This is a genomic window from Mycoplana dimorpha, assembly GCF_003046475.1.
In the GTDB taxonomy this organism is placed as follows: domain Bacteria; phylum Pseudomonadota; class Alphaproteobacteria; order Rhizobiales; family Rhizobiaceae; genus Mycoplana; species Mycoplana dimorpha.
In genome coordinates this window covers 702,287-722,456 of record NZ_PZZZ01000001.1, presented here as the reverse complement: position 1 = coordinate 722,456, position 20,170 = coordinate 702,287, and the positions used below count along the sequence as shown (strand labels likewise).

Annotated in this window: 32 protein-coding genes; 2 read left to right on the top strand and 30 right to left on the bottom strand. The window is 62.3% G+C overall.

All coding sequences use genetic code 11. The features are described from left to right. Nucleotides 1-17: 17 nt before the first annotated feature. Both C7449_RS03445 and C7449_RS03440 read right to left on the bottom strand, forming a co-directional pair. Nucleotides 18-1,325, bottom strand: a complete 1,308-nt coding sequence (locus C7449_RS03445) for a replication-associated recombination protein A (RefSeq protein ID WP_108001340.1) — start codon at nt 1,323-1,325, stop codon at nt 18-20. Then, nucleotides 1,322-2,713: a DegQ family serine endoprotease gene (locus tag C7449_RS03440; RefSeq protein ID WP_108001339.1), complete on the bottom strand. Its 1,392-nt coding sequence runs from the start codon at nt 2,711-2,713 to the stop codon at nt 1,322-1,324. The genes C7449_RS03445 and C7449_RS03440 overlap by 4 nt, the downstream gene beginning before the upstream one ends. A gap of 198 nt (nt 2,714-2,911) precedes the next feature. Between C7449_RS03440 and msrP the strand changes: the two genes are divergently transcribed. Together msrP and msrQ are read left to right on the top strand one after the other, a co-directional pair. After that, nucleotides 2,912-3,853: a protein-methionine-sulfoxide reductase catalytic subunit MsrP gene (gene msrP, locus C7449_RS03435; protein WP_108001338.1), complete on the top strand. Its 942-nt coding sequence runs from the start codon at nt 2,912-2,914 to the stop codon at nt 3,851-3,853. A gap of 11 nt (nt 3,854-3,864) precedes the next feature. Next, nucleotides 3,865-4,512 (top strand): protein-methionine-sulfoxide reductase heme-binding subunit MsrQ, encoded by a 648-nt coding sequence (gene msrQ, locus C7449_RS03430; RefSeq protein ID WP_108001436.1) that lies wholly within the window; start codon nt 3,865-3,867, stop codon nt 4,510-4,512. Between the two features lie 262 nt (nt 4,513-4,774). Here msrQ and rplQ read toward each other — a convergent pair whose 3' ends face one another. From rplQ to C7449_RS03290, 28 genes are all read right to left on the bottom strand, one after another. After that, nucleotides 4,775-5,200, bottom strand: a complete 426-nt coding sequence (gene rplQ, locus C7449_RS03425) for a 50S ribosomal protein L17 (RefSeq protein WP_108001337.1) — start codon at nt 5,198-5,200, stop codon at nt 4,775-4,777. A 126-nt stretch (nt 5,201-5,326) separates the two neighbouring features. Next, a complete protein-coding gene (locus tag C7449_RS03420) occupies nt 5,327-6,337 on the bottom strand; it encodes a DNA-directed RNA polymerase subunit alpha (protein WP_108001336.1) in 1,011 nt (336 codons plus the stop codon). Between the two features lie 106 nt (nt 6,338-6,443). After that, on the bottom strand, nt 6,444-6,833 hold the full coding sequence (gene rpsK, locus C7449_RS03415) for a 30S ribosomal protein S11 (protein WP_023513823.1): 390 nt from the start codon (nt 6,831-6,833) through the stop codon (nt 6,444-6,446). A gap of 257 nt (nt 6,834-7,090) precedes the next feature. Next, complete coding sequence (rpsM, locus tag C7449_RS03410) at nt 7,091-7,459, bottom strand: 30S ribosomal protein S13 (RefSeq protein ID WP_108001335.1); 369 nt, start codon at nt 7,457-7,459, stop codon at nt 7,091-7,093. Nucleotides 7,460-7,688: 229 nt separating this feature from the next. Beyond that, entirely contained in the window at nt 7,689-8,267 is a 579-nt protein-coding gene (locus tag C7449_RS03405; protein WP_108001334.1) for an adenylate kinase, read from the bottom strand. Then, nucleotides 8,264-9,604 carry a preprotein translocase subunit SecY gene (gene secY / locus C7449_RS03400; protein WP_108001333.1) on the bottom strand — a complete coding sequence of 447 codons (1,341 nt, stop codon included), beginning with the start codon at nt 9,602-9,604 and terminating at the stop codon, nt 8,264-8,266. Before secY ends, C7449_RS03405 begins: the two co-directional genes overlap by 4 nt. 323 nt (nt 9,605-9,927) lie before the next feature. Beyond that, complete coding sequence (rplO, locus tag C7449_RS03395) at nt 9,928-10,398, bottom strand: 50S ribosomal protein L15 (protein ID WP_108001332.1); 471 nt, start codon at nt 10,396-10,398, stop codon at nt 9,928-9,930. Nucleotides 10,399-10,411: 13 nt separating this feature from the next. Then, on the bottom strand, nt 10,412-10,615 hold the full coding sequence (gene rpmD, locus C7449_RS03390) for a 50S ribosomal protein L30 (protein ID WP_108001331.1): 204 nt from the start codon (nt 10,613-10,615) through the stop codon (nt 10,412-10,414). Between the two features lie 13 nt (nt 10,616-10,628). Further along, nucleotides 10,629-11,195 carry a 30S ribosomal protein S5 gene (gene rpsE, locus C7449_RS03385; RefSeq protein WP_108001330.1) on the bottom strand — a complete coding sequence of 189 codons (567 nt, stop codon included), beginning with the start codon at nt 11,193-11,195 and terminating at the stop codon, nt 10,629-10,631. 125 nt (nt 11,196-11,320) lie between these two features. Further along, entirely contained in the window at nt 11,321-11,683 is a 363-nt protein-coding gene (rplR, locus tag C7449_RS03380) for a 50S ribosomal protein L18 (protein WP_108001329.1), read from the bottom strand. Between the two features lie 12 nt (nt 11,684-11,695). Next, entirely contained in the window at nt 11,696-12,229 is a 534-nt protein-coding gene (rplF, locus tag C7449_RS03375) for a 50S ribosomal protein L6 (protein ID WP_108001328.1), read from the bottom strand. A gap of 41 nt (nt 12,230-12,270) precedes the next feature. Further along, on the bottom strand, nt 12,271-12,669 hold the full coding sequence (rpsH, locus tag C7449_RS03370) for a 30S ribosomal protein S8 (RefSeq protein WP_108001327.1): 399 nt from the start codon (nt 12,667-12,669) through the stop codon (nt 12,271-12,273). Between the two features lie 12 nt (nt 12,670-12,681). Further along, on the bottom strand, nt 12,682-12,987 hold the full coding sequence (gene rpsN, locus C7449_RS03365) for a 30S ribosomal protein S14 (RefSeq protein ID WP_108001326.1): 306 nt from the start codon (nt 12,985-12,987) through the stop codon (nt 12,682-12,684). 34 nt (nt 12,988-13,021) lie between these two features. Next, complete coding sequence (gene rplE / locus C7449_RS03360) at nt 13,022-13,579, bottom strand: 50S ribosomal protein L5 (protein ID WP_108001325.1); 558 nt, start codon at nt 13,577-13,579, stop codon at nt 13,022-13,024. After that, nucleotides 13,572-13,883 carry a 50S ribosomal protein L24 gene (gene rplX / locus C7449_RS03355; protein ID WP_108001324.1) on the bottom strand — a complete coding sequence of 104 codons (312 nt, stop codon included), beginning with the start codon at nt 13,881-13,883 and terminating at the stop codon, nt 13,572-13,574. Before rplX ends, rplE begins: the two co-directional genes overlap by 8 nt. A 13-nt stretch (nt 13,884-13,896) precedes the next feature. Next, nucleotides 13,897-14,265, bottom strand: a complete 369-nt coding sequence (gene rplN, locus C7449_RS03350; RefSeq protein ID WP_003495199.1) for a 50S ribosomal protein L14 — start codon at nt 14,263-14,265, stop codon at nt 13,897-13,899. Nucleotides 14,266-14,510: 245 nt separating this feature from the next. Next, on the bottom strand, nt 14,511-14,747 hold the full coding sequence (gene rpsQ / locus C7449_RS03345) for a 30S ribosomal protein S17 (RefSeq protein ID WP_108001323.1): 237 nt from the start codon (nt 14,745-14,747) through the stop codon (nt 14,511-14,513). A gap of 12 nt (nt 14,748-14,759) precedes the next feature. Further along, nucleotides 14,760-14,960, bottom strand: a complete 201-nt coding sequence (gene rpmC, locus C7449_RS03340) for a 50S ribosomal protein L29 (RefSeq protein WP_108001322.1) — start codon at nt 14,958-14,960, stop codon at nt 14,760-14,762. Nucleotides 14,961-14,969: 9 nt separating this feature from the next. Then, nucleotides 14,970-15,383: a 50S ribosomal protein L16 gene (gene rplP, locus C7449_RS03335; protein WP_108001321.1), complete on the bottom strand. Its 414-nt coding sequence runs from the start codon at nt 15,381-15,383 to the stop codon at nt 14,970-14,972. Nucleotides 15,384-15,416: 33 nt separating this feature from the next. Continuing rightward, complete coding sequence (gene rpsC, locus C7449_RS03330) at nt 15,417-16,133, bottom strand: 30S ribosomal protein S3 (RefSeq protein WP_108001320.1); 717 nt, start codon at nt 16,131-16,133, stop codon at nt 15,417-15,419. Beyond that, the gene (gene rplV / locus C7449_RS03325) at nt 16,133-16,522 is read right to left on the bottom strand and encodes a 50S ribosomal protein L22 (protein WP_108001319.1); all 390 of its coding nucleotides are present in this window, start codon (nt 16,520-16,522) and stop codon (nt 16,133-16,135) included. The genes rpsC and rplV overlap by 1 nt, the downstream gene beginning before the upstream one ends. 2 nt (nt 16,523-16,524) lie before the next feature. Then, nucleotides 16,525-16,803, bottom strand: a complete 279-nt coding sequence (gene rpsS, locus C7449_RS03320; RefSeq protein ID WP_075627127.1) for a 30S ribosomal protein S19 — start codon at nt 16,801-16,803, stop codon at nt 16,525-16,527. A 16-nt stretch (nt 16,804-16,819) separates the two neighbouring features. Then, nucleotides 16,820-17,656 (bottom strand): 50S ribosomal protein L2, encoded by an 837-nt coding sequence (gene rplB / locus C7449_RS03315; protein WP_108001318.1) that lies wholly within the window; start codon nt 17,654-17,656, stop codon nt 16,820-16,822. Nucleotides 17,657-17,687: 31 nt separating this feature from the next. Then, the gene (locus C7449_RS03310) at nt 17,688-17,981 is read right to left on the bottom strand and encodes a 50S ribosomal protein L23 (RefSeq protein ID WP_108001317.1); all 294 of its coding nucleotides are present in this window, start codon (nt 17,979-17,981) and stop codon (nt 17,688-17,690) included. After that, on the bottom strand, nt 17,978-18,598 hold the full coding sequence (gene rplD / locus C7449_RS03305; protein ID WP_108001316.1) for a 50S ribosomal protein L4: 621 nt from the start codon (nt 18,596-18,598) through the stop codon (nt 17,978-17,980). The genes C7449_RS03310 and rplD overlap by 4 nt, the downstream gene beginning before the upstream one ends. Before the next feature lie 12 nt (nt 18,599-18,610). After that, nucleotides 18,611-19,294, bottom strand: coding sequence for a 50S ribosomal protein L3 (gene rplC / locus C7449_RS03300; protein WP_108001315.1), 684 nt, complete (start codon nt 19,292-19,294; stop codon nt 18,611-18,613). Nucleotides 19,295-19,461: 167 nt separating this feature from the next. Continuing rightward, entirely contained in the window at nt 19,462-19,770 is a 309-nt protein-coding gene (rpsJ, locus tag C7449_RS03295; protein ID WP_108001314.1) for a 30S ribosomal protein S10, read from the bottom strand. Nucleotides 19,771-20,080: 310 nt separating this feature from the next. Next, on the bottom strand, nt 20,081-20,170 hold a 90-nt coding region (locus C7449_RS03290; RefSeq protein ID WP_146165039.1), incomplete at its 5' end, for an EF-Tu C-terminal domain-related protein.

The following is a 20,170-nucleotide window of genomic DNA, read 5'->3' as shown; positions in this document are numbered from 1 at the left end:
GCCGCATCGCCCCGGACTCAGCCGCGCTCGCGCCTGAGCTTCGCCCACCAATCCAGACGCTTGCGGAGTTCGCGCTCGAAGCCGCGCTCGGGTGGATCGTAGAAGGTCTTGCGGCCCAGCTTCTCCGGGAAATAGTCCTGGCCGGAGAAGGCATCCGGCTCATCGTGGTCGTAGCGGTAGCCGTCGCCGTAGCCTTCGCCCTTCATCAGTTTCGTCGGTGCATTGAGAATATGTTTCGGCGGCAACAGCGAGCCGTTCTCCTTGGCGGTGCGGGTAGCCGCCTTGAAAGCCGTGTAGACCGCGTTCGACTTCGGCGCCGTCGCCAGGTAGACACAGGCCTGCGCCAGCGCCAGTTCGCCCTCCGGCGAGCCGAGGAAATCGTAGGCGTCCTTTGCGGCGTTGCAGACCACCAGCGCCTGCGGATCGGCGAGCCCGATGTCCTCGACCGCCATGCGCACCAGGCGCCGGCCGATGAACAGCGGGTCTTCGCCGGCGTCGAACATGCGGCAAAGATAGTAGAGCGCCGCATCCGGGTCGGAACCGCGTACTGACTTGTGCAGCGCCGAGATCAGATTGTAGTGCCCGTCCTGCGCCTTGTCGTAGACCGGTGCGCGGCGCTGGACGATGCGGAACAGGTCATCCTGGCCAAAGATTTCAGCCGGGCGCGCCGCACGCCAGACCTCTTCTGCCAAGGTCAGAACGGCACGGCCATCGCCATCGGCCATCCGGATCAGCGAGGCGCGAGCGCCGGCGTCGAGGGGAAGCGGCTTCTGCTCCGCCGCCTCGGCCCGTTTGAGGAGTTCCTCCAGGCTGTCCTCGTCATGCGACTTGAAGGTCAGCACCCGGGCCCGAGACAGGAGCGCGGCGTTGAGTTCGAAGGAGGGGTTCTCCGTCGTGGCGCCGACGAGCACGATCGTGCCATCCTCCATCACCGGCAGGAAACTGTCCTGCTGGGCACGGTTGAAGCGGTGGATCTCGTCGACGAAGAGCAGCGTCTGTCGCCCTCCCATGCGGCGCTGCCGGGCCGCATCGAAGACCTTCTTCAGATCGGCGACGCCGGAGAAAATCGCCGAGATTTGCTCGAAGGCCAGGTCCGCTTCCCCCGAAAGCAGCCGCGCGACCGTCGTCTTCCCAGTTCCTGGCGGCCCCCAGAAGATCATCGAACCGAGAGAGCCCGACGCGATCATGCGCGACAGCACGCCATCCTCGCCCGTCAGATGCTCCTGGCCGGCGACGTCCTTCAATGACTGCGGGCGCAGCCGCTCTGCTAGCGGCCGCTTCGCTGCCATGCCCTCCGGTTCCTTGGGTGCGAACAGGTCGGTCATCGGAAATACTGGCGGATGCGCTGGCCGTCGCGGTCGATCTCGACCCGCCAGACAGAGGCATTTTCGGCGACGAGTTGATCGAGGATCTTAGTCGAAGCGACGCTCGTGCCGTTGAGTTCGATGATGATGTCGCGGGGCTGCAGGCCGATGCGGGCGGCCGGTGAACCGCGGGTCACGTCAGTGACGACCACGCCGACGGAGTTCGCCGGCATGCGCAGTTCCTCGGCGACCCGCGGCGAGAGATTCGCCACGACGGCGCCCGAGAACGGATTGCGGCCCTCGATTTGCCGCTCATCGCGCGGCGGCGTTTCGGGGGCGCGGTCAAGCGCGATCGTCAGCGTCTTGTCCTTGCCGCCGTCGCTGACGGTCAGCTTCGCCGCCCCGCCGATTCCGACGGTGGCAAGGCGGTATCCGAGCGCGTCCGGGTGCTCGACGGTAATGCCGTTTACGGCGGTCACGACCTCGCCGGGTTTCAGCCCGGCCTTCTCGGCAGGACTTCCCGGCAGGACACTGGAGACGAGCGCGCCGCGGGCCTTGTCGAGCCCGAGCGCCTCGGCGACGTCGGACGTGACGGCATCAAACGTGGCGCCGATGAAGGGCCGCTCGAATGTCTTCTGGCCGCTAGTGGCGCTGGCGACGAAGACCTTGACGAGGTTTGCGGGAATCGCGAAGCCGACGCCGTTGGAGCCGCCGCCGCGCGAGAAGATCGCCGTGTTGATGCCGATCAGCTGCCCCTTCATGTTGATCAGGCCACCGCCGGAATTGCCGGGGTTGATCGCAGCATCGGTCTGGATGAAGAAGCCGAAGTCCCCTGCCTTGACCTGATTGCGAGCCAGCGCCGAGACGATGCCGCTCGTTACCGTCTGGCCCACGCCGAAGGGATTGCCGATCGCCAGCACCAGATCGCCAACTTCGACCGCATCGCTGTCGCCGAGCGGCAATGTCTCGAACGCGTCCTTCGAATCAATCTTGAGCACCGCAAGGTCGACGCGGTCGTCCTTGAGCAGCACCTTGGACGGGTATTCGCGGCCGTCGGCGAACGCCACCTTGATTTCATCGGCGCCTTCGATGACGTGGTTGTTCGTAACGACGATACCATCCTTGCCGACGATGACCCCTGAGCCGAGCGAATACTGCTTCTGGCTCCGGTTCGGCATCCGCTGGCCGAAGAACTCGTCGAAGAACGGGTCGTTGAACAACGAGCGCCGCTCGACCATGCGTTCCGCATAGACGTTCACCGTTGCGTTTGCCGTCTGCTTCACGAGCGGTGCGAAGGACAACTGCATCGCCGCTTGCGACGACGGGACGGTCTTGTCCTGGGCATGCAACGGGCCGGAAGCGGCGAGCACAAGAAAAATTGCGGTGGCGAGCCTCTGGCCGATTCTCATCAAAGATTCTCCTGTCATAGCAGCCCCCTTCAGATAGGATTTGACGTGCGAAAAGGCAATTCCGGGTAGTGCCGTCCGGAGCGCAAGATGACTCACGCAATGCACACGAAAACGTGGCTGCGTACCCCCTATCCTCGTGATTTAAACTTTGGTGTCATGGCCACCGACGCTAACCCGCTCGCCGCCAAGGAAACACCCATGTCCGCCTACCGTCCCCCAAAGATCGCCGCAAAGGAAATCACGCCGGAGAAATTTTTCCTGAACAGGCGCGGGTTCATCGCCGCAACCGCCGGCGGCCTGCTTCTGGCCCAGCGGGCCCAAGCCAGCGCTGCGGCGCTGAAGGCAAATCCGTCCCCCTTCTCCCCCGACGAGGCGCTCACTCCGGAAAAGGACGTCACCAACTACAACAATTTCTACGAGTTCGGCACGGACAAGGGCGACCCGGCCGCAAACAGCGGCAGTTTCAAGCCGACGCCCTGGAGCATCAAGGTCGACGGCATGGTGGCCAGCCCGAGGGAGTTCGGCATCGAGGAACTGATGGCGTTTCCGCTGGAGGAACGAATCTACCGGATGCGCTGCGTCGAAGCGTGGTCGATGGTCATTCCCTGGATCGGCTTCCCGCTTGCAAAGCTGCTGGATAAGGTCGAGCCGCTCGGCAGCGCCAAATATGTAGCCTTCGAGACGGTGCTCCGGCCCGACCAGATGCCCGGCCAGGCCGGCTTTTTCCAGCCGCTGCAGTGGCCCTACGTGGAGGGGCTCAGACTGGACGAGGCCCGTCATCCGCTGACGATCCTGGCGCTTGGGCTTTACGGCAAGACGTTGCAGAACCAGAACGGCGCGCCGGTCCGGCTGGTCGTGCCGTGGAAGTACGGGTTCAAGGGGATCAAATCGATCGTAAAGATCACGCTCACGGACAAGCAGCCGCCGACCACCTGGAATATCTCAGCCCCGACCGAGTACGGCTTCTATGCGAACGTGAACCCCGCGGTCGATCACCCGCGATGGAGCCAGGCGACGGAAAACCGCATTGGCGAAGGCGGATTTTTCGGCGGCAGCCGCCGCAAGACACTGCCCTTCAATGGCTACGGCGAGGAGGTCGCAAGCCTCTATGCCGGCATGGACCTGAAAGCAAACTTCTGACCATGACCGTGATCCCCGCCATCCCCGCCCTGCCCCGCAAATACCACGGCGCCTCCGTCTGGGCGCTCTATGCGGTCGGCTTCATCCCGGCCGTCTTCGGCTTCTATCTGGGAGCGACCGGGCAATTGCCGGGAGACGCGATCAAGGAGTTCGAGCACCTGCTCGGCCTTTGGGCGCTGCGCTATCTGGTCGCCACGCTGTCCATCACGCCGCTGCGCGACCTGTTCGGCATCAACTGGCTGCGCTATCGCCGCGCGCTCGGGCTGCTCGCCTTCTGGTACGTCGTCATGCACTTTGCGACCTACATGATCCTGGACAAGTATCTTGACTTTCCGACGATCGTCGCCGACATCGCCAGGCGTCCCTTCATCACCATCGGCATGGCGGGATTCATCATGCTGATCCCGCTGGCACTGACATCCAACAACTGGTCGATCCGAAGACTCGGCTCGCGCTGGAATCGTCTGCACAAGCTCGCTTACGTCATCGCAGCCGCCGGGGCGGTGCATTTCGCCATGTCGGTGAAAGTCGTCGGGCCGCAGCAACTGATCTACATCGGCATGGTGATGGTGCTGTTGCTCTGGCGGCCGCTCAGGCCACGCTTTAATCAGTGGCGCCGGGCCCAGATCGGCCGGCCTAGCTTCGAGCGAGCCCGGTAAAAACGGCGCCCAGTTCGGGCATACTCGTCGTCCTTATCTAATCTACCCTCAACCGCTGCCGGCGTCATCTGACGGTGAATGGCAGCAGGGTCAGGCCGACTGGCCCCCCTCTCCCCGCCTTACAGGAAGAGGATCGGGTGCCCGGCAAACTCCGACGGTGACGCCACGAATGCCGCCGGCCACTCCGCACCGGGTAGTGGACCCAACGCGAAAAGGCCGGGCGCTTTCGCACCCGGCCCTTCCTTCATTCCGTTGCCTGAAATCAAGCAGCTTCGGCAGCAGCGGCCTCGGCCTCGACGCGTGCCTTGTCGGCCGCGCCCTTGGCGGAGACGTCGCGGTCGACGAACTCAATGACGGCGAGCGGCGCGTTGTCGCCCTGGCGGAAGCCGGCCTTCATGATGCGAAGGTAGCCGCCGTTGCGGGTGGCGTAGCGCGAAGCGATCGCGTCGAACAGCTTCGAGACGACGGCGACGTCGCGGATCTGCGAGATCGCCTGACGACGAGCGTGCAGGTCACCGCGCTTGCCGAGGGTCACGAGCTTCTCGACGATCGGACGGATTTCCTTCGCCTTCGGAAGGGTGGTGACGATCTGCTCATGGGTGATGAGCGAGGCAGCCATGTTGGCGAACATCGCCTTGCGGTGGCTGGCGGTACGGTTCAGCTTGCGGCCGGCGTTCTGGTGGCGCATTGCTATTCTCCTTCAATGCAGGTCTTGCCGATATCGCATCGGTCCTGCCGTTTCCTGGCACATACAGGCATTACGCCTGCTGTTTGACGGGGAAAGGCAGCGCAAAGACCCTGCCTTTTTTGTTGTTTAGTACTGGTCTTCGTAGCGCTTGGCGAGGTCTTCGATGTTCTCGGGCGGCCAGGCCGGCACTTCCATGCCGAGGTGCAGGCCCATGGAAGCGAGAACTTCCTTGATCTCGTTCAGCGACTTGCGGCCAAAGTTCGGCGTGCGCAGCATCTCGGCTTCCGTCTTCTGGATCAGGTCGCCGATGTAGACGATGTTGTCGTTCTTCAGGCAGTTCGCCGAACGCACCGAAAGCTCGAGTTCGTCGACCTTCTTGAGCAGCGCCGGGTTGAAGGCGAGCTCGGTTACGGCCTCTTCCTCGGCTTCCTTGTGCGGCTCTTCGAAGTTGACGAAGACCGACAGCTGGTCCTGCAGAATGCGGGCGGCAAACGCGATTGCGTCCTCACCGGTGACGGAGCCGTCGGTCTCGATCGACATCGTCAGCTTGTCGTAATCGAGGACCTGGCCTTCACGGGTGTTCTCAACCTTGTAGGACACCTTCTTGACCGGCGAGTAGAGGCTGTCGACCGGGATGAGACCGATCGGCGCGTCTTCGGCGCGGTTGCGGTCGGCCGGAACGTAGCCCTTGCCGTTGTTGACGGTGAACTCCATGCGGATCTCGGCGCCCTCATCGAGGGTGCAGATCACATGGTTGGGGTTGAGGATCTCGATGTCGCCGACCGTCTGGATGTCACCGGCGGTGACGACGCCCGGGCCCTGCTTGCGCACGACCATGCGCTTGGAATCGTCGCCATCCATCTTAATGGCGATTTCCTTGATGTTGAGCACGATATCGGTCACGTCTTCCCGGACGCCCGGGATCGACGAGAATTCGTGCAGCACGCCGTCGATCTGAACGGCGGTCACGGCCGCGCCGCGCAGCGACGACAGGAGGACGCGGCGAAGCGCGTTGCCGAGGGTGAGACCGAAGCCGCGCTCCAGCGGCTCCGCGACGAGCGTGGCCCTGGTGCGGTCCGACGACGTGAAGTCCACCTTGTTCGGCTTGATCAGTTCCTGCCAGTTTTTCTGGATCATATCTGTTGCCTTCCGTTCGCCACCACCATCCAATCGTGGCGGCCGAGCCTTGAAGAACCGGGAGGAGCGCGATGGCCGCGCTCACCGGCTTGATGATTGCGGATGATCAGACGCGGCGCTTCTTGCGCGGACGGCAGCCGTTGTGCGGGATCGGCGTGACGTCGCGGATCGAGGTGATCATGAAACCGGCAGCCTGCAGCGCACGCAGTGCCGACTCACGGCCCGAACCCGGACCGCAGACCTCGACCTCGAGGGACTTCATGCCGTGCTCCTGGGCCTTCTTGGCGCAGTCCTCAGCGGCGATCTGAGCTGCAAACGGGGTCGACTTGCGCGAACCCTTGAAGCCCTTGGCACCGGCCGACGACCAGGCAATTGCGTTGCCCTGCGCGTCGGTAATGGTGATCATCGTGTTGTTGAACGAAGAATTGACGTGAGCAACACCGGAGGTGATGTTCTTGCGTTCGCGACGGCGGACGCGTGCGGCTTCCTTGGCCATGGATAGTCCTTTCGTTGATCTCTACACCGCCGTAGTTCCAGCGGCTCCACCGGGTCGAGGCATTTCCGCCCCTGCCCTGCATTGTTGTTTGCACGGCCCATGAGACTGTGCGGCGATATCGTCACTGCCGTAACACCAGCAGCTCCACCGACCGGGGCGACCTGTTTGCCGGACACCGCCATGGCGGCCACGGCCCCGCTCGAAACCCAAAAGAGGCCGGCGCAGGCGCCAGCCTCCAGTGCCCGCCTAGCGGGTAATTACTTCTTCTTGCCTGCGATCGCCTTCGCCGGGCCCTTGCGGGTGCGGGCGTTGGTGTGCGTGCGCTGGCCACGGACCGGAAGGCCGCGACGATGGCGCAGACCGCGGTAGCAGCCCAGATCCATCAGGCGCTTGATGTTCATCGACGTCTCACGACGCAGGTCGCCCTCGACCTGGTAGTCGCGGTCGATGGCTTCGCGGATCGCCAGCACTTCAGCGTCAGTCAGCTGATGAACGCGGCGATCGGACGGAATGCCGACCTTCTCGATGATTTCCTGTGCGAATTTCGGACCGATCCCGTGGATGTAGCGCAGCGCGATAACGACGCGCTTTGCAGTCGGGATATTGACGCCAGCGATACGAGCCACGCCTGTTCTCCTTGCTTCCAGTTGCCATCCGGCAAGTGGGTTTCTTCGTCATGCGACCCGACGGGCCGCCCGTTCAACTTGATAGTTCGGACACGTGAAAAACGACCGCACCCGGACCTCGTTCTTCATGAGTATCCGCGCCGATCGCCTATATGTCGCGAGTTGGCGCTGTCTTAAGGGGAATCGGCCGGGAAAGTCAACCCCGCCGATCCAATTGGCGAACCCCGGCCTAGGCCAGGATCCTGCCGATCTCTTCGGTGACCGTGTTGACGTCAGCCATGCCGTCGACGGTCTTCAGCTTGCCGGTCGTCGCATAGTAACTCGACAGCGGCGCCGTCTTTTCCCGATATTCCACCAGGCGACGTTCCAGTACTTCCGGCTTGTCATCCGGGCGGACAACGCCGCCGGCGGCAATCGTCTCAGCAACGCGGTTTTCCATCCGCTTCAATAAGGCCTTCTCATCGACCTTGAGCTCGATGACCGCGTCGAGGCTGATCCCCTTGCCGGCGAGCATCTCGTCGAGCGCCTGGGCCTGCGGCACGGTGCGCGGGTAGCCGTCCAGGATAAAGCCCCTCGCGCAATCGGGCGAATCGATCCGGTCGGAAACGATCTCGTTGACGATGGCGTCGGAGACGAGCTGGCCGGCATCCATGACCGCCTTGGCACGCTTGCCGACATCCGTCTCGGCCGCGACGGCGGCCCGCAGCATATCGCCGGTGGAAAGCTGGGGAATTCCATACCGCTCTGTCAGGAGTTTCGCCTGCGTGCCCTTGCCGGCACCCGGCGGCCCCAAAAATATAAGCCTCATCTTCCCCTCTTGCCTCCCCGCAGCTTCGATTTCTTGATCAGCCCCTCGTACTGCTGTGCGATCAGGTGACCCTGAATCTGTGCTACAGTATCAAGCGTGACGCTGACAACAATCAAAAGCGACGTACCACCAAGGTAGAACGGCACCCCGGTCTGCGCGATCAGGATCTCCGGCAGGATACAGACAAACACCAGATAGATCGCACCGAGCACCGTGATGCGGGTCAGCACATAGTCAATATACTCTGCGGTCCGCTCGCCCGGACGGATGCCCGGGATGAAGCCGCCGTGCTTCTTCAAATTGTCGGCCGTATCCTTCGGATTGAACACGATCGCCGTGTAGAAGAAGGCAAAGAACGCGATCATCGCCGCATAGAGCGCCATGTAGAGCGGCTTGCCGTGGCCCAGGGAGGCGATGATCATCGTCGCCCAGGATGGCAGATCCGCCGTGTTGCTGAACCCGGCAAGGGTGGCCGGCAGGAGCAGCAGCGACGAGGCGAAGATCGCCGGAATCACGCCCGAGGTGTTGAGCTTCAGCGGCAGGTGCGACGTGTCGCCCTGGAACATCCGGTTGCCGACCTGACGTTTCGGATACTGGATCAGCAGGCGGCGCTGCGCGCGCTCGACGAACACGATCAATGCGATGACTGCGACGGCCATGACGACGACGGCGGCGATGACGCCGAACGATAGCGCCCCGGTGCGGCCGAGCTCGAGGGTCCCGGCCAGGGCTGTCGGCAGATGCGCGACGATGCCCGCGAAAATGATCAGCGAGATGCCGTTGCCGATGCCGCGCGAGGTGATCTGCTCACCGAGCCACATCAGGAACATCGTGCCGCCGAGCAGCGAGATTACTGTCGAAATGCGGAAGAACCAACCCGGATCCACCACCAGCCCCTCGCCGCCTTCGAGACCCACCGCAATGCCGTAGGCCTGCAATGCGCCGAGCACCACCGTGCCGTAGCGGGTGTACTGGTTGATGATCTTGCGGCCCTGCTCGCCTTCCTTCTTCAACTGCTCGAGCGCCGGAACGACCGACGTCATCAGCTGCACGATGATCGAAGCGGAAATGTAGGGCATGATGCCGAGCGCGAAGATCGCCATTCGCTCGACTGCACCGCCGGAGAACATGTTGAACAGGCCGAGGATACCGCCGCTCTGCCCCTGGAAGGCGCGGGCGAAGGCATCTGCGTTCAAGCCCGGAAGCGGGATGTAGGTCCCGAGCCGGTAGACCAGCAGCGCACCGAGGGTGAACCACAGACGCTTCTTCAGGTCCTCGGCCTTGGCAAAGGTCGAAAAGTTTAGGTTGGAGGCGAGTTGTTCCGCTGCCGAAGCCATGCATTTCTCCGCGTCACCATGCCGGGGCGGACTGGTTGCCGGACCCGGACGACGGCTGAACCGTTGCGGCGCGCCCCTCCCCGGCTCGCTCGTCCGGCTCCTGGTGGCACGCTCGAATTTCTGTCGCCGGCAAGGCCAAGGGCAAAGCAGGCGGAACGGAGGGTAAACCGGGCGGAACGTGGATTGTCAAGCAATCCAGGCCTCACCGCGGTCAAATCTCCCGAGAAACAAACGAAGCGTGCTTCGCCTGCCAGTGTGAGGCTCACATATGGGAGCGCGAACGCCCGGCGTGAAGCACCCCGGGCGTTCAAAAGTTCGAAAGATTACTCGGCAGCAGCCGAAAGCAGCTTTACGTTGCCGCCAGCCTTCTCGATCTTCTCGACGGCAGCCTTCGAGGCACCGGCGACTTCGATCGAAAGCTTCGCCGTCAGTTCGCCGTCGGCGAGGATGCGAACGCCGTCCTTCGGGCGACGGATGACGCCGGCCGCCTGAAGCGCCGCCGCATCGACCGTTGCCTTCGGATCCAGCTTGCCGGCGTCGACCGCCTTCTGCAGCCGGTCGAGCGAAACGACAACAAATTCGGAAGCGAAGATGTTGTTGAAGCCGCGCTTCGGCAGACGGCGGTAGATCGGCATCTGACCGCCTTCGAAGCCGTTGATCGAGACGCCCGAGCGGGACTTCTGACCCTTGACGCCGCGGCCACCGGTCTTGCCGGAGCCCGAACCGATACCGCGACCGACGCGCTTGCGGTTCTTGGTGGCGCCTTCGTTGTCCTTGATTTCGTTCAGTTTCATGAGCTTATCTCCCTCACTTCTCGTCGACGACGCGAACGAGGTGCTGGACGGCACGGATCATGCCACGCACGGAAGGCGTGTCTTCCAGCGTGCGAACCCGGTGCATCTTGTTGAGACCGAGGCCGATCAGCGTCTGGCGCTGAATGGCCGGACGGCGGATCGGCGAGCCGATCTGCTCGACGGTGACCGTCTTGGTTGCAGCTTCTTTCTTAGCCATTGTTCAAGCTCCCTTATTCTTCGGAAGCGACGCCGGCGGAAGCGCGGCGGGCCTGCAGCGTTGCGTACTTGATGCCGCGCTGTGCCGCGATGTCCTTCGGGTGCATCTGGCTCTTCAGCGCGTCGAAGGTCGCACGGATCATGTTGTAGGGGTTCGACGAACCGGTCGACTTGGCGACGACGTCCTGCATGCCGAGCGTTTCGAAAACGGCACGCATCGGACCACCGGCGATGATACCGGTACCGGCCTTGGCCGAACGCAGCAGCACCTTGCCGGCGCCGTGGCGGCCGTGCACGTCGTGGTGCAGCGTGCGGCCGGAGCGCAGCGGAACGAAGATGAGGTCGCGCTTGGCGGATTCGGTGGCCTTGCGGATCGCTTCCGGAACTTCACGGGCCTTGCCGTGGCCGAAGCCGACGCGGCCCTTCTGGTCACCAACGACGACGAGGGCTGCGAAGCCGAAACGACGGCCGCCCTTCACCACCTTGGCGACGCGGTTGATTGCTACGAGCTTGTCGACAAATTCGCTGTCGCGCTCTTCACGGGCCTGGCGATCCTCGCGGCCCCTTCTTTCCTGTGCCATTGTCCTTTTCCTTTTTCTTTTCCGGGTGCAATCGGCAGATTGTCAAACGGTCGCCTTGCCTTTTCGGGCAGGCGACCACTACCCACTGAACGTCGAATGGCGGGCACGGGGCCCGCCAACAACGATCAGAAGCTCAGACCACCTTCACGGGCAGCCTCGGCAAGCGCCTTGATGCGACCGTGATAGATGAAGGCGCCGCGGTCGAAGACCACTTCCTTGACGCCTGCCTTGACGGCACGCTCAGCGATGAGCTTGCCGACGGCAGCCGCGGCTGCCGTGTCAGCGCCCGTCTTCAAGGACGAGCGCAGATCGGTGTCGAGCGTGGAGGCGGACGCAAGCGTCTTGCCGGCCACGTCGTCAATGACCTGTACGTAGATGTTCTTCGACGAGCGATGAACCGACAGGCGCGGACGGCCATTGGCGACCGCCTTGATTTGACGGCGCACGCGGTTGGCACGACGTGCAAGTTGTTCTTTCCTGCTAGCCATTTCGCGCGTTCCTTACTTCTTCTTGCCTTCTTTGCGGACAATCCGCTCTTCGGCATACTTCACACCCTTGCCCTTGTAGGGCTCGGGGCTGCGGTACTCGCGGATCTCCGCGGCGACCTGGCCGACCTGCTGCTTGTTGATGCCGGTGACGACGATCTCAGTCGGCTTCGGAACAGCAATCGTGATGCCTTCCGGCGCCTCATAGACCACGTCGTGGCTGAACCCGAGCTGCAGCTGCAGGTTCTTGCCCTGCATGGAGGCGCGGTAACCAACGCCGCTGATCTCGAGCTTGCGTTCGAAGCCGTCCTTCACGCCCTTGAAGATGCCTTCGATCATCGTGCGGGACATGCCCCACTTCGACCGAGCGTCCTTGGACTGGTTGACCGGCTGAACGACAACGGCGTTGTCTTCGAGCTTCACCGAGACTTCGTCGTTTGCGACGAAGAACAGTTCGCCCTTCGGGCCCTTCGCAGTGACCTTCTGACCATCGATGGTCGCGGTGACACCAGCGGGAACCTGAACGGGCCTTTTACCGATACGAGACATTTTCTATCCTGTCTGTTCGCTATGGAGTTTCCCTGCCTGCCTTAGAAGACAGAGCAGAGAACCTCGCCACCAACGTTCTGTTCGCGTGCCTGGTGATCGGCCATCACGCCCTTCGGGGTCGAAAGGATGGTGATGCCGAGGCCGTTCGCGACCTGCGGAATGGACTTGACCGAGACATAAACCCGGCGGCCCGGCTTGGAGACGCGGTCGATCTTGCGGATCACCGACGTGCCTTCATAGTACTTCAGCTCGATGCTCAGCTCGGACTTGCCGTTGCCGAATTCAACCTCCGAATAGCCACGGATGTAGCCTTCGGCCTGCAGGACATCGAGAACGCGGGCGCGCAGCTTCGAAGCCGGCGTGGAAACGCTCGACTTGCGGCGTGCGGCGCCGTTGCGGATACGGGTGAGCATATCGCCCAGCGGATCAGTCATTGCCATGTGCCCGTCTCCTTACCAGCTCGACTTGACGATGCCCGGCACTTTGCCGAGATTGCCGAGTTCGCGCAGCGCAATACGCGACATCTTGAGTTTGCGATAGAATGCGCGCGGGCGGCCCGTGACTTCGCAGCGGTTGCGGATGCGGGTCTTGGATCCGTTGCGCGGCAGGGCGGCAAGCTTCAGGGTGGCCTTGAACCGCTCTTCGATCGGAAGAGCCTGGTTCTGGATGATTGCCTTCAGGGCCGCGCGCTTGGCGGCTTGGTTGGCAACCAGTTTGCGGCGGCGCTTGTTCTTTTCAACTGCGCTCGTTTTCGCCATAACAGTTATCCTTCTTTACGCCTGTCGTTACGGATTACTGACGGAACGGGAAGCTGAACTCTTTCAGGAGAGCCCGGGCTTCGTCGTCGTTAGTGGCCGTCGTGCAAACGATGATGTCCATGCCCCACATCTGATCAACCTTGTCGTAGTTGATCTCAGGGAACACGATGTGCTCCTTGATGCCCATGGCGAAGTTGCCACGGCCGTCGAAGGACTTCGGGTTCAGACCACGGAAGTCGCGTACGCGGGGCAGCGCGATGTTCACGAGGCGATCCAGAAATTCGTACATGCGAACGCCGCGAAGGGTGACCTTGGCGCCGATCGGCATGCCTTCGCGCAGCTTGAAGCCGGCGATGGAGTTGCGGGCGCGGGTGATGACCGGCTTCTGGCCGGCAATCGCGGCGAGATCGGCAGCTGCGACCGAAGGCTTCTTCGAGTCGCCCGTCGATTCACCAACGCCCATGTTGATGACGATCTTTTCCAGACGCGGGATCTGCATCTCGTTGGCGTAGGAGAACTGCTCCTGCAGCGCCTTGCGGATGCGGCCCACATATTCCTTCTTGAGCCGCGGCTCGTACTTAGCGTCAGCCATCGATCGAAACTCCCGAACGCTTTGCCACGCGAACCTTCTTGTCGCCTTCGATCTTGAAACCGACGCGGGTCGGCTTGCCGTCCTTGGGATCGGCGATCGCGATGTTGGACAGGTGGATCGGGGCTTCCTTGGTGATGATGCCGGCTTCCTGCGCCTGGGTCTGGCGCTGGTGGCGCTTAACCATGTTGACGCCGCGCACGACCGCGCGGTCTTCCTTCGGCATCACTTGGATGACTTCGCCGGTACGGCCCTTGTCCTTACCGGTCAATACGACGACCTTGTCGCCCTTGCGAATCTTCTGCATAGCCATCGCCCCCTTAGAGTACTTCCGGAGCCAGCGAAATGATCTTCATGTGGTTCTTGGCGCGAAGTTCGCGCGGAACCGGTCCGAAGATACGGGTGCCGATCGGCTCTTTCTTGTTGTCGATCAGGACGGCGGCGTTGTTGTCAAAACGGATGACGCTGCCGTCGGCGCGGCGGATGTCCTTGGCGGTGCGAACGACGACTGCCTTCATAACGTCGCCCTTCTTTACGCGGCCACGCGGAATCGCTTCCTTGATCGAGACGACGATGATGTCGCCGACCGAAGCGTACTTGCGCTTGGAGCCGCCCAGCACCTTGATGCACATGACACGACGTGCGCCGGAATTATCCGCCACGTCGAGGTTAGTCTGCATCTGAATCATGTCAGGTCGCCTTCTTGTTGTAACCGGACCGGTTGGGCACAGGTGCCCCCTGTTCCAGCTTATGAGAATCCATGTTTTCGCGCGGGATGGGTCTTGCCAAGGTGGTTTCCTCGTCAGTTCCGCCTGGCGAAACCCGGGACCTTCCCTGCGCTGAAAGCAAAAGACGCTCGCGATTCCGAGCGTCCTTGCGCTGCTTCATACAGGTTTTCGCGCAAAGGGCAACCCCTTGCGCGAAAAGAGCTGAATCAAGCCTGGGCGGAAACCACCGTCCAGCGCTTGTCCTTGGAGATCGGCGCGCATTCCTGGATGGAAACGACGTCGCCAACCTTGAACTGGTTGTTCTCGTCGTGCGCCTTGTACTTCTTCGAGCGACGCACGGTCTTCTGAAGAAGCGGGTGTGCAAAGCGGCGTTCGACGCGAACGACGACCGTCTTGTCGTTCTTGTCGCTGACTACCGTGCCCTGCAGAATGCGTTTCGGCATATTTCTTGGTCCTTAGGCCTTGGCTTCTGCCGCCTTCTGGCGGGCAATGGTTTTCACGCGGGCGATGTCCTTGCGGACTTCGTTGATACGCGAGGACTTCTCGAGCTGGCCGGTCGCCTTCTGAAAGCGCAGATTGAACTGCTCCTTCTTGAGGTCGGCGAGCTTGTCCTTGAGCTGGTCGGCGCTGAGGGCGCGAACATCTGCGGCTTTCATGGCTCAATCCTACTCTGCAATGCGCTGAACGAAGCGCGTCTTGACCGAGAGCTTGGCGGAACCCAGGCGAAGAGCCTCGCGGGCGATCTCTTCGCTGACGCCGTCGATCTCAAACATCATACGGCCGGGCTTGACCTTGCATGCCCAGTATTCGACCGAGCCCTTACCCTTACCCATACGGACTTCGGTCGGCTTGGCGGTTACCGGGACGTCCGGGAACACGCGAATCCACACGCGGCCGGCACGTTTCATGTAGCGGGTGATCGCGCGGCGGGCCGCCTCGATCTCGCGGGCGTTGACGCGGTTCGGCTCCTGAGCCTTGAGGCCGAACTCGCCGAAGGCGAGTTCCGAGCCGCCCTTGGCGACGCCCTTGATGCGGCCCTTGAACTGCTTGCGGTACTTAGTACGCTTTGGCTGCAACATTTTCTATTCTCCGATCTGCTCGCCTAAAGCGAATTAAGCGTTTTCGCGGCGGCGGCGTTCACCCTGGCGTTCGCCCTGGGCGTCGCCTTCGGTCGCGCGGCGCTCGGAGGCCATCGGGTCGTGCTCAAGGATTTCGCCCTTGAAGACCCAGACCTTGATGCCGCAGATACCGTAGGCGGTTTCTGCCTCTGCCGTACCGTAGTCGATGTCAGCACGCAGCGTGTGCAGCGGAACGCGGCCTTCGCGGTACCATTCGGTACGGGCGATTTCCGCGCCACCCAGACGGCCTGCGCAGGTGATCTTGATGCCTTCGGCGCCAAGACGCATGGCCGACTGTACCGCCCGCTTCATCGCGCGGCGGAAGGCCACGCGGCGCTCGAGCTGCTGGGCGATCGACTGGGCGACCAGCGTCGCGTCGGTCTCCGGCTTGCGCACTTCGACGATGTTGAGGTGCGTCTCCGAGTTGGTCATCTCGGAAAGCTTCTTGCGGAGCTTCTCGATGTCCGCACCCTTCTTGCCGATAATCAGACCCGGGCGAGCCGAGTGGATCGTGACGCGGCACTTCTTGTGCGGGCGCTCGATGACGACCTTGGAGATACCGGCCTGCTTCAGTTCATCCATCAGATACTTGCGGATCTTCAGGTCTTCGTGAAGCAGCTGGCCGTATTCGGCGTTGTCGGCGAACCAGCGGCTATCCCAGGTACGGTTGATGCCGAGGCGGAAGCCGATCGGATTGATTTTCTGACCCATTATGCGGCCTCCCCAGTGGCTTCGACTTCACGGACGACGATCGTCAGGTGCGAGAAAGCCTTCTCGACACGCGATGCACGGCCACGACCGCGGGCGTGGAAACGCTTCATGACGATCGACTTTCCAACGAAAGCCTCAGCGACGACGAGCGAGTCGACGTCGAGATCGTGGTTGTTCTCAGCGTTCGCGATAGCCGATTCCAGGGTCTTCCTGACGGTGCCGGCGATGCGCTTGCGGGAGAATTCAAGTTCGGCCAGAGCGCGGTCGACCTTCTTGCCGCGGATCATCGCGGCAACCAGGTTGAGCTTCTGGGGGCTGACGCGGATCGTGCGCGCAATGGCCTGCGCCTCGTTATCCTTCAGCCGACGTTCGGCTTTTGCCTTGCCCATCGTTACTTCCTCTTTGCCTTCTTGTCCGCACCGTGACCGTAATAGGTCCGGGTCGGAGAGAATTCACCGAACTTGTGACCGACCATGTCTTCGTTGACGCTGACCGGGACATGCTTGCTGCCGTTGTAGACACCAAAGGTGAGACCGACGAACTGCGGCAGGATCGTGGAGCGACGGCTCCAGATCTTGATCACTTCGTTGCGGCCGCCTTCACGCACCTTCTCAGCCTTCTTGAGAAGATAGCCGTCAACGAACGGGCCTTTCCATACTGAACGAGCCATTTCTGACTAACCTCTCTTACTTCTTCTTCAGGTGGCGCGAGCGCATGATGAACTTGTCGGTCGACTTGTTCGAACGGGTGCGCTTGCCCTTGGTCGGCTTGCCCCACGGGGAAACCGGGTGACGACCACCGGACGTACGGCCTTCACCACCACCGTGCGGGTGGTCGACCGGGTTCATGACGACACCACGGTTATGCGGGGTCTTGCCGCGCCAGCGAGTACGACCAGCCTTGCCGTCGTTGATGTTGCCGTGATCCGGGTTGGAAACGGCACCGATCGTGGCAAGGCAGGAGCCCGGTACGAGGCGCTGTTCACCAGAGTTCAGGCGAAGGATGGCCATGCCCTGGTCACGGCCGACGAGCTGGACGAACGTGCCAGCCGAACGGGCGATCTGACCGCCCTTGCCCGGCTTCATCTCGACGTTGTGAACGATCGAGCCGACCGGGATGTTCTGCAGCGGCATTGCGTTGCCCGGCTTGACGTCAACGGCCTTGTCGGAAGCGATGACCTTGTCGCCGGCAGCAAGACGCTGCGGAGCAAGGATGTAGGCCTGGTCGCCGTCGGCATAGTTGATGAGCGCGATGAACGCGGTGCGGTTCGGGTCGTACTCCAGACGCTCGACCGTGCCTTCGACGTCGAACTTGCGACGCTTGAAGTCAACCAGACGGTAGGTGCGCTTGTGACCGCCGCCGATAAAGCGGGCAGTGATGCGGCCCATGTTGTTGCGGCCACCGCTCTTGGAGAGACCTTCTGTCAGAGCCTTGACCGGCTTGCCCTTGTACAGGCCCGAACGGTCGACGATGACGAGCTGACGCTGGCTCGGAGTGGTCGGATTGAAATGTTTCAATGCCATTTTTTTATGTCCTCTGTAGCCGACTGCTCGATTAGAGCCCGGTGGAGACGTCGATGGACTGACCGTCAGCAAGCGTGACGATAGCCTTCTTGACATCTCCCTGCCGGCCGGAGAAGCCGCGGAAACGCTTTACCTTGCCCTTGCGGACGAGCGTGTTCACAGCCGTGACCTTGACGCCGAAGAGGGCTTCGACAGCAGCCTTGATCTCAGGCTTCGAAGCGCGCTTGGCGACGTTGAATACGACCTGGTTATGCTCGGATACCAGCGTCGACTTTTCGGTGATCGCCGGCGAGACGATCACATCATAGTGGCGAAGATCCGTCATTTGAACCGCTCCTCAAGGGCTTCTACCGCAGCCTTGGACAGCACGAGCTTGCCGCGGCGCAGGATGTCGTACACGTTGATGCCCTGGATCGGCAGAACGTCCACGTTCGGGATGTTCCGGGCTGCGAGCTTGAAGTTGTTGTCGAGCTCGGCGCCGCCGATGAAGAGGGCGTTGGTCAGGCCGAGGCTGGCGAAGCTGCCGGCCAGCGCCTTGGTCTTGGCTTCGTTGGCGACGAGGTCATCGATGATGATGATTTCCTCGGCCTTCAGCTTGGCCGACAGGGCGTGACGCAGGCCGAGCGCCCGGACCTTCTTCGGAAGGTCGTGCTCGTGGCTGCGGACGACCGGGCCGTGCGCCTTGCCACCGCCGCGGAACTGCGGTGCACGTGCCGAATGGTGACGAGCGCGGCCCGTACCCTTCTGCTTGTACATCTTGGCGCCGGTGCGGGAGACTTCCGCGCGGCCCTTGGCCTTGTGGGTGCCCTGCTGCTTCTTGGCGAGCTGCCAGCGGACGACGCGGGCGATGATGTCCTCGCGCGGCTCCAGACCGAAGATCGCGTCGGAGAGGGAAACCTTGCCGGCGTCCTTCCCTTCGAGGGTCGTGACTTTGAGATCCATAACCAGGCTCCCTTACTTGGCTGCGGCGCGAACAGCGGCCGGACGCGGAGCGTCAGCCGGCGTGCCGGACTTGATGGCGTCGCGAACGACGATCCAGGAACCCTTGGAACCCGGGACGGCGCCCTTGACGAGGATCAGACCACGGTCCTCGTCGGTCGAGACGACCTCGAGGTTCTGGGTGGTGACGCGGGTCTGGCCCATGTGACCAGCCATGCGCTTGCCCTTCCAGACGCGACCCGGATCCTGGTTGGAGCCGGTCGAACCATGCGAGCGGTGCGAGACGGACACGCCGTGCGTGGCACGCAGACCGCCGAAGTTGTGGCGCTTCATCGCGCCGGCGAAACCCTTACCGATCGTGGTGCCGGTAACGTCGACCAGCTGGCCGGCGACGAAATGGCTGGCGGACAGCTCTGCGCCGATTTCGATGAGGTTGTCGGCGGTAACGCGAAACTCGACGAGCTTGGCCTTCGGCTCGACGCTGGCCGCAGCAAAATGGCCGCGCAGCGCCTTCGACGTGTTCTTTACCTTGGAGCGGCCGGCACCGAGCTGGACTGCGGTGTAGCCGTTCTTTTCTTCCGTGCGATGGGCAACAACCTGGCAGCCGTCCAATCGCAATACTGTTACGGGAACGTGCTCTCCTGCGTCGTTATAGACGCGAGTCATTCCCACCTTCTGTGCAATCACACCTGAACGCATGGTTCATTCCTCTTAGAAGTCCTGTTGGGGCAAGGCCCCGACATGCCTCTTGTTTAAGGATTCCACGGAGGCCGTCCGGCCTTCGGGTTTCCCGTTCCTAGAAGCCGTTGGCGTTTCCGCCACGTACCTTCCTTGTTATACGGCTTACGCCGGACTTTCAGACCCGATTAGAGCTTGATCTCTACGTCGACGCCGGCGGCGAGATCGAGCTTCATCAGGGCGTCGACCGTCTGAGGGGTCGGGTCGACGATGTCGAGAAGACGCTTGTGCGTGCGCATCTCGAACTGTTCGCGGCTCTTCTTGTCGATGTGAGGCGACCGGTTGACCGTGAATTTCTCAATACGCGTCGGAAGCGGCACCGGGCCGCGTACGCCGGCACCGGTGCGCTTGGCCGTCGACACGATTTCGCGCGTCGAGGCATCGAGGATCCGGTGATCAAACGCCTTGAGGCGGATGCGGATATTCTGGCCGTTCATACGACTTGTCCTTGTTCATGTTTCTCGCGGCTCCCATAGAGGAACACGCATTGAACTTCGATTAACGTTCGGCCAGTCCGCTTGATTATCAAAGATCGGAGGGACAGGGTTTCCCCTGCCCCTTCCTATTTGAGCGGCCGTGGCCGGCCTTGTCCTGTGGCGATCGCACCATGACGAAGCAGGGCACAAATCACGCGTGCGCGCCATTTGCACTATTTTGCTGTCGTCGGCAAGCGGTGCGACCGACTAAATCTCTCGTTACGGCCATGCCGGGGCCGCATAACTGCGGCCCGGGGCTTCCCGCCGTCGCTTACTCGATGATCGAGGCGACGATGCCGGCGCCGACGGTGCGGCCGCCTTCGCGGATGGCGAAGCGCAGGCGCTCTTCCATCGCGATCGG

Excerpts from the sequence above, each read along its gene's own strand:
- rpsS (WP_075627127.1), bottom strand. The coding sequence starts at position 16,803 with ATGGCTCGTTCAGTATGGAAAGGCCCGTTCGTTGACGGCTATCTTCTC.
- C7449_RS03420 (WP_108001336.1), bottom strand. The coding sequence starts at position 6,337 with ATGATCCAGAAAAACTGGCAGGAACTGATCAAGCCGAACAAGGTGGAC.
- C7449_RS03445 (WP_108001340.1), bottom strand. The coding sequence starts at position 1,325 with ATGACCGACCTGTTCGCACCCAAGGAACCGGAGGGCATGGCAGCGAAG.
- C7449_RS03310 (WP_108001317.1), bottom strand. The coding sequence starts at position 17,981 with ATGACGGATCTTCGCCACTATGATGTGATCGTCTCGCCGGCGATCACC.
- rpsN (WP_108001326.1), bottom strand. The coding sequence starts at position 12,987 with ATGGCGAAAACGAGCGCAGTTGAAAAGAACAAGCGCCGCCGCAAACTG.
- rplB (WP_108001318.1), bottom strand. The coding sequence starts at position 17,656 with ATGGCATTGAAACATTTCAATCCGACCACTCCGAGCCAGCGTCAGCTC.
- C7449_RS03440 (WP_108001339.1), bottom strand. The coding sequence starts at position 2,713 with ATGAGAATCGGCCAGAGGCTCGCCACCGCAATTTTTCTTGTGCTCGCC.
- rpsJ (WP_108001314.1), bottom strand. The coding sequence starts at position 19,770 with ATGAACGGCCAGAATATCCGCATCCGCCTCAAGGCGTTTGATCACCGG.
- rplN (WP_003495199.1), bottom strand. The coding sequence starts at position 14,265 with ATGATTCAGATGCAGACTAACCTCGACGTGGCGGATAATTCCGGCGCA.
- rpmD (WP_108001331.1), bottom strand. The coding sequence starts at position 10,615 with ATGGCTAAGAAAGAAGCTGCAACCAAGACGGTCACCGTCGAGCAGATC.
- rpsQ (WP_108001323.1), bottom strand. The coding sequence starts at position 14,747 with ATGCCGAAACGCATTCTGCAGGGCACGGTAGTCAGCGACAAGAACGAC.
- rplO (WP_108001332.1), bottom strand. The coding sequence starts at position 10,398 with ATGAAACTGAACGAAATCAAGGACAACGAAGGCGCCACCAAGAACCGC.
- rpmC (WP_108001322.1), bottom strand. The coding sequence starts at position 14,960 with ATGAAAGCCGCAGATGTTCGCGCCCTCAGCGCCGACCAGCTCAAGGAC.
- C7449_RS03405 (WP_108001334.1), bottom strand. The coding sequence starts at position 8,267 with ATGAGGCTTATATTTTTGGGGCCGCCGGGTGCCGGCAAGGGCACGCAG.
- rplC (WP_108001315.1), bottom strand. The coding sequence starts at position 19,294 with ATGCGTTCAGGTGTGATTGCACAGAAGGTGGGAATGACTCGCGTCTAT.
- rplP (WP_108001321.1), bottom strand. The coding sequence starts at position 15,383 with ATGTTGCAGCCAAAGCGTACTAAGTACCGCAAGCAGTTCAAGGGCCGC.
- msrP (WP_108001338.1), top strand. The coding sequence starts at position 2,912 with ATGTCCGCCTACCGTCCCCCAAAGATCGCCGCAAAGGAAATCACGCCG.
- secY (WP_108001333.1), bottom strand. The coding sequence starts at position 9,604 with ATGGCTTCGGCAGCGGAACAACTCGCCTCCAACCTAAACTTTTCGACC.
- rplD (WP_108001316.1), bottom strand. The coding sequence starts at position 18,598 with ATGGATCTCAAAGTCACGACCCTCGAAGGGAAGGACGCCGGCAAGGTT.
- rplV (WP_108001319.1), bottom strand. The coding sequence starts at position 16,522 with ATGGGCAAGGCAAAAGCCGAACGTCGGCTGAAGGATAACGAGGCGCAG.
- rplQ (WP_108001337.1), bottom strand. The coding sequence starts at position 5,200 with ATGCGCCACCAGAACGCCGGCCGCAAGCTGAACCGTACCGCCAGCCAC.
- rpsK (WP_023513823.1), bottom strand. The coding sequence starts at position 6,833 with ATGGCCAAGGAAGCCGCACGCGTCCGCCGTCGCGAACGCAAGAACATC.
- rplX (WP_108001324.1), bottom strand. The coding sequence starts at position 13,883 with ATGCAGAAGATTCGCAAGGGCGACAAGGTCGTCGTATTGACCGGTAAG.
- rplR (WP_108001329.1), bottom strand. The coding sequence starts at position 11,683 with ATGGCTAGCAGGAAAGAACAACTTGCACGTCGTGCCAACCGCGTGCGC.
- rpsH (WP_108001327.1), bottom strand. The coding sequence starts at position 12,669 with ATGGCAATGACTGATCCGCTGGGCGATATGCTCACCCGTATCCGCAAC.
- rpsE (WP_108001330.1), bottom strand. The coding sequence starts at position 11,195 with ATGGCACAGGAAAGAAGGGGCCGCGAGGATCGCCAGGCCCGTGAAGAG.
- rplF (WP_108001328.1), bottom strand. The coding sequence starts at position 12,229 with ATGTCTCGTATCGGTAAAAGGCCCGTTCAGGTTCCCGCTGGTGTCACC.
- rplE (WP_108001325.1), bottom strand. The coding sequence starts at position 13,579 with ATGGCTGACGCTAAGTACGAGCCGCGGCTCAAGAAGGAATATGTGGGC.
- rpsC (WP_108001320.1), bottom strand. The coding sequence starts at position 16,133 with ATGGGTCAGAAAATCAATCCGATCGGCTTCCGCCTCGGCATCAACCGT.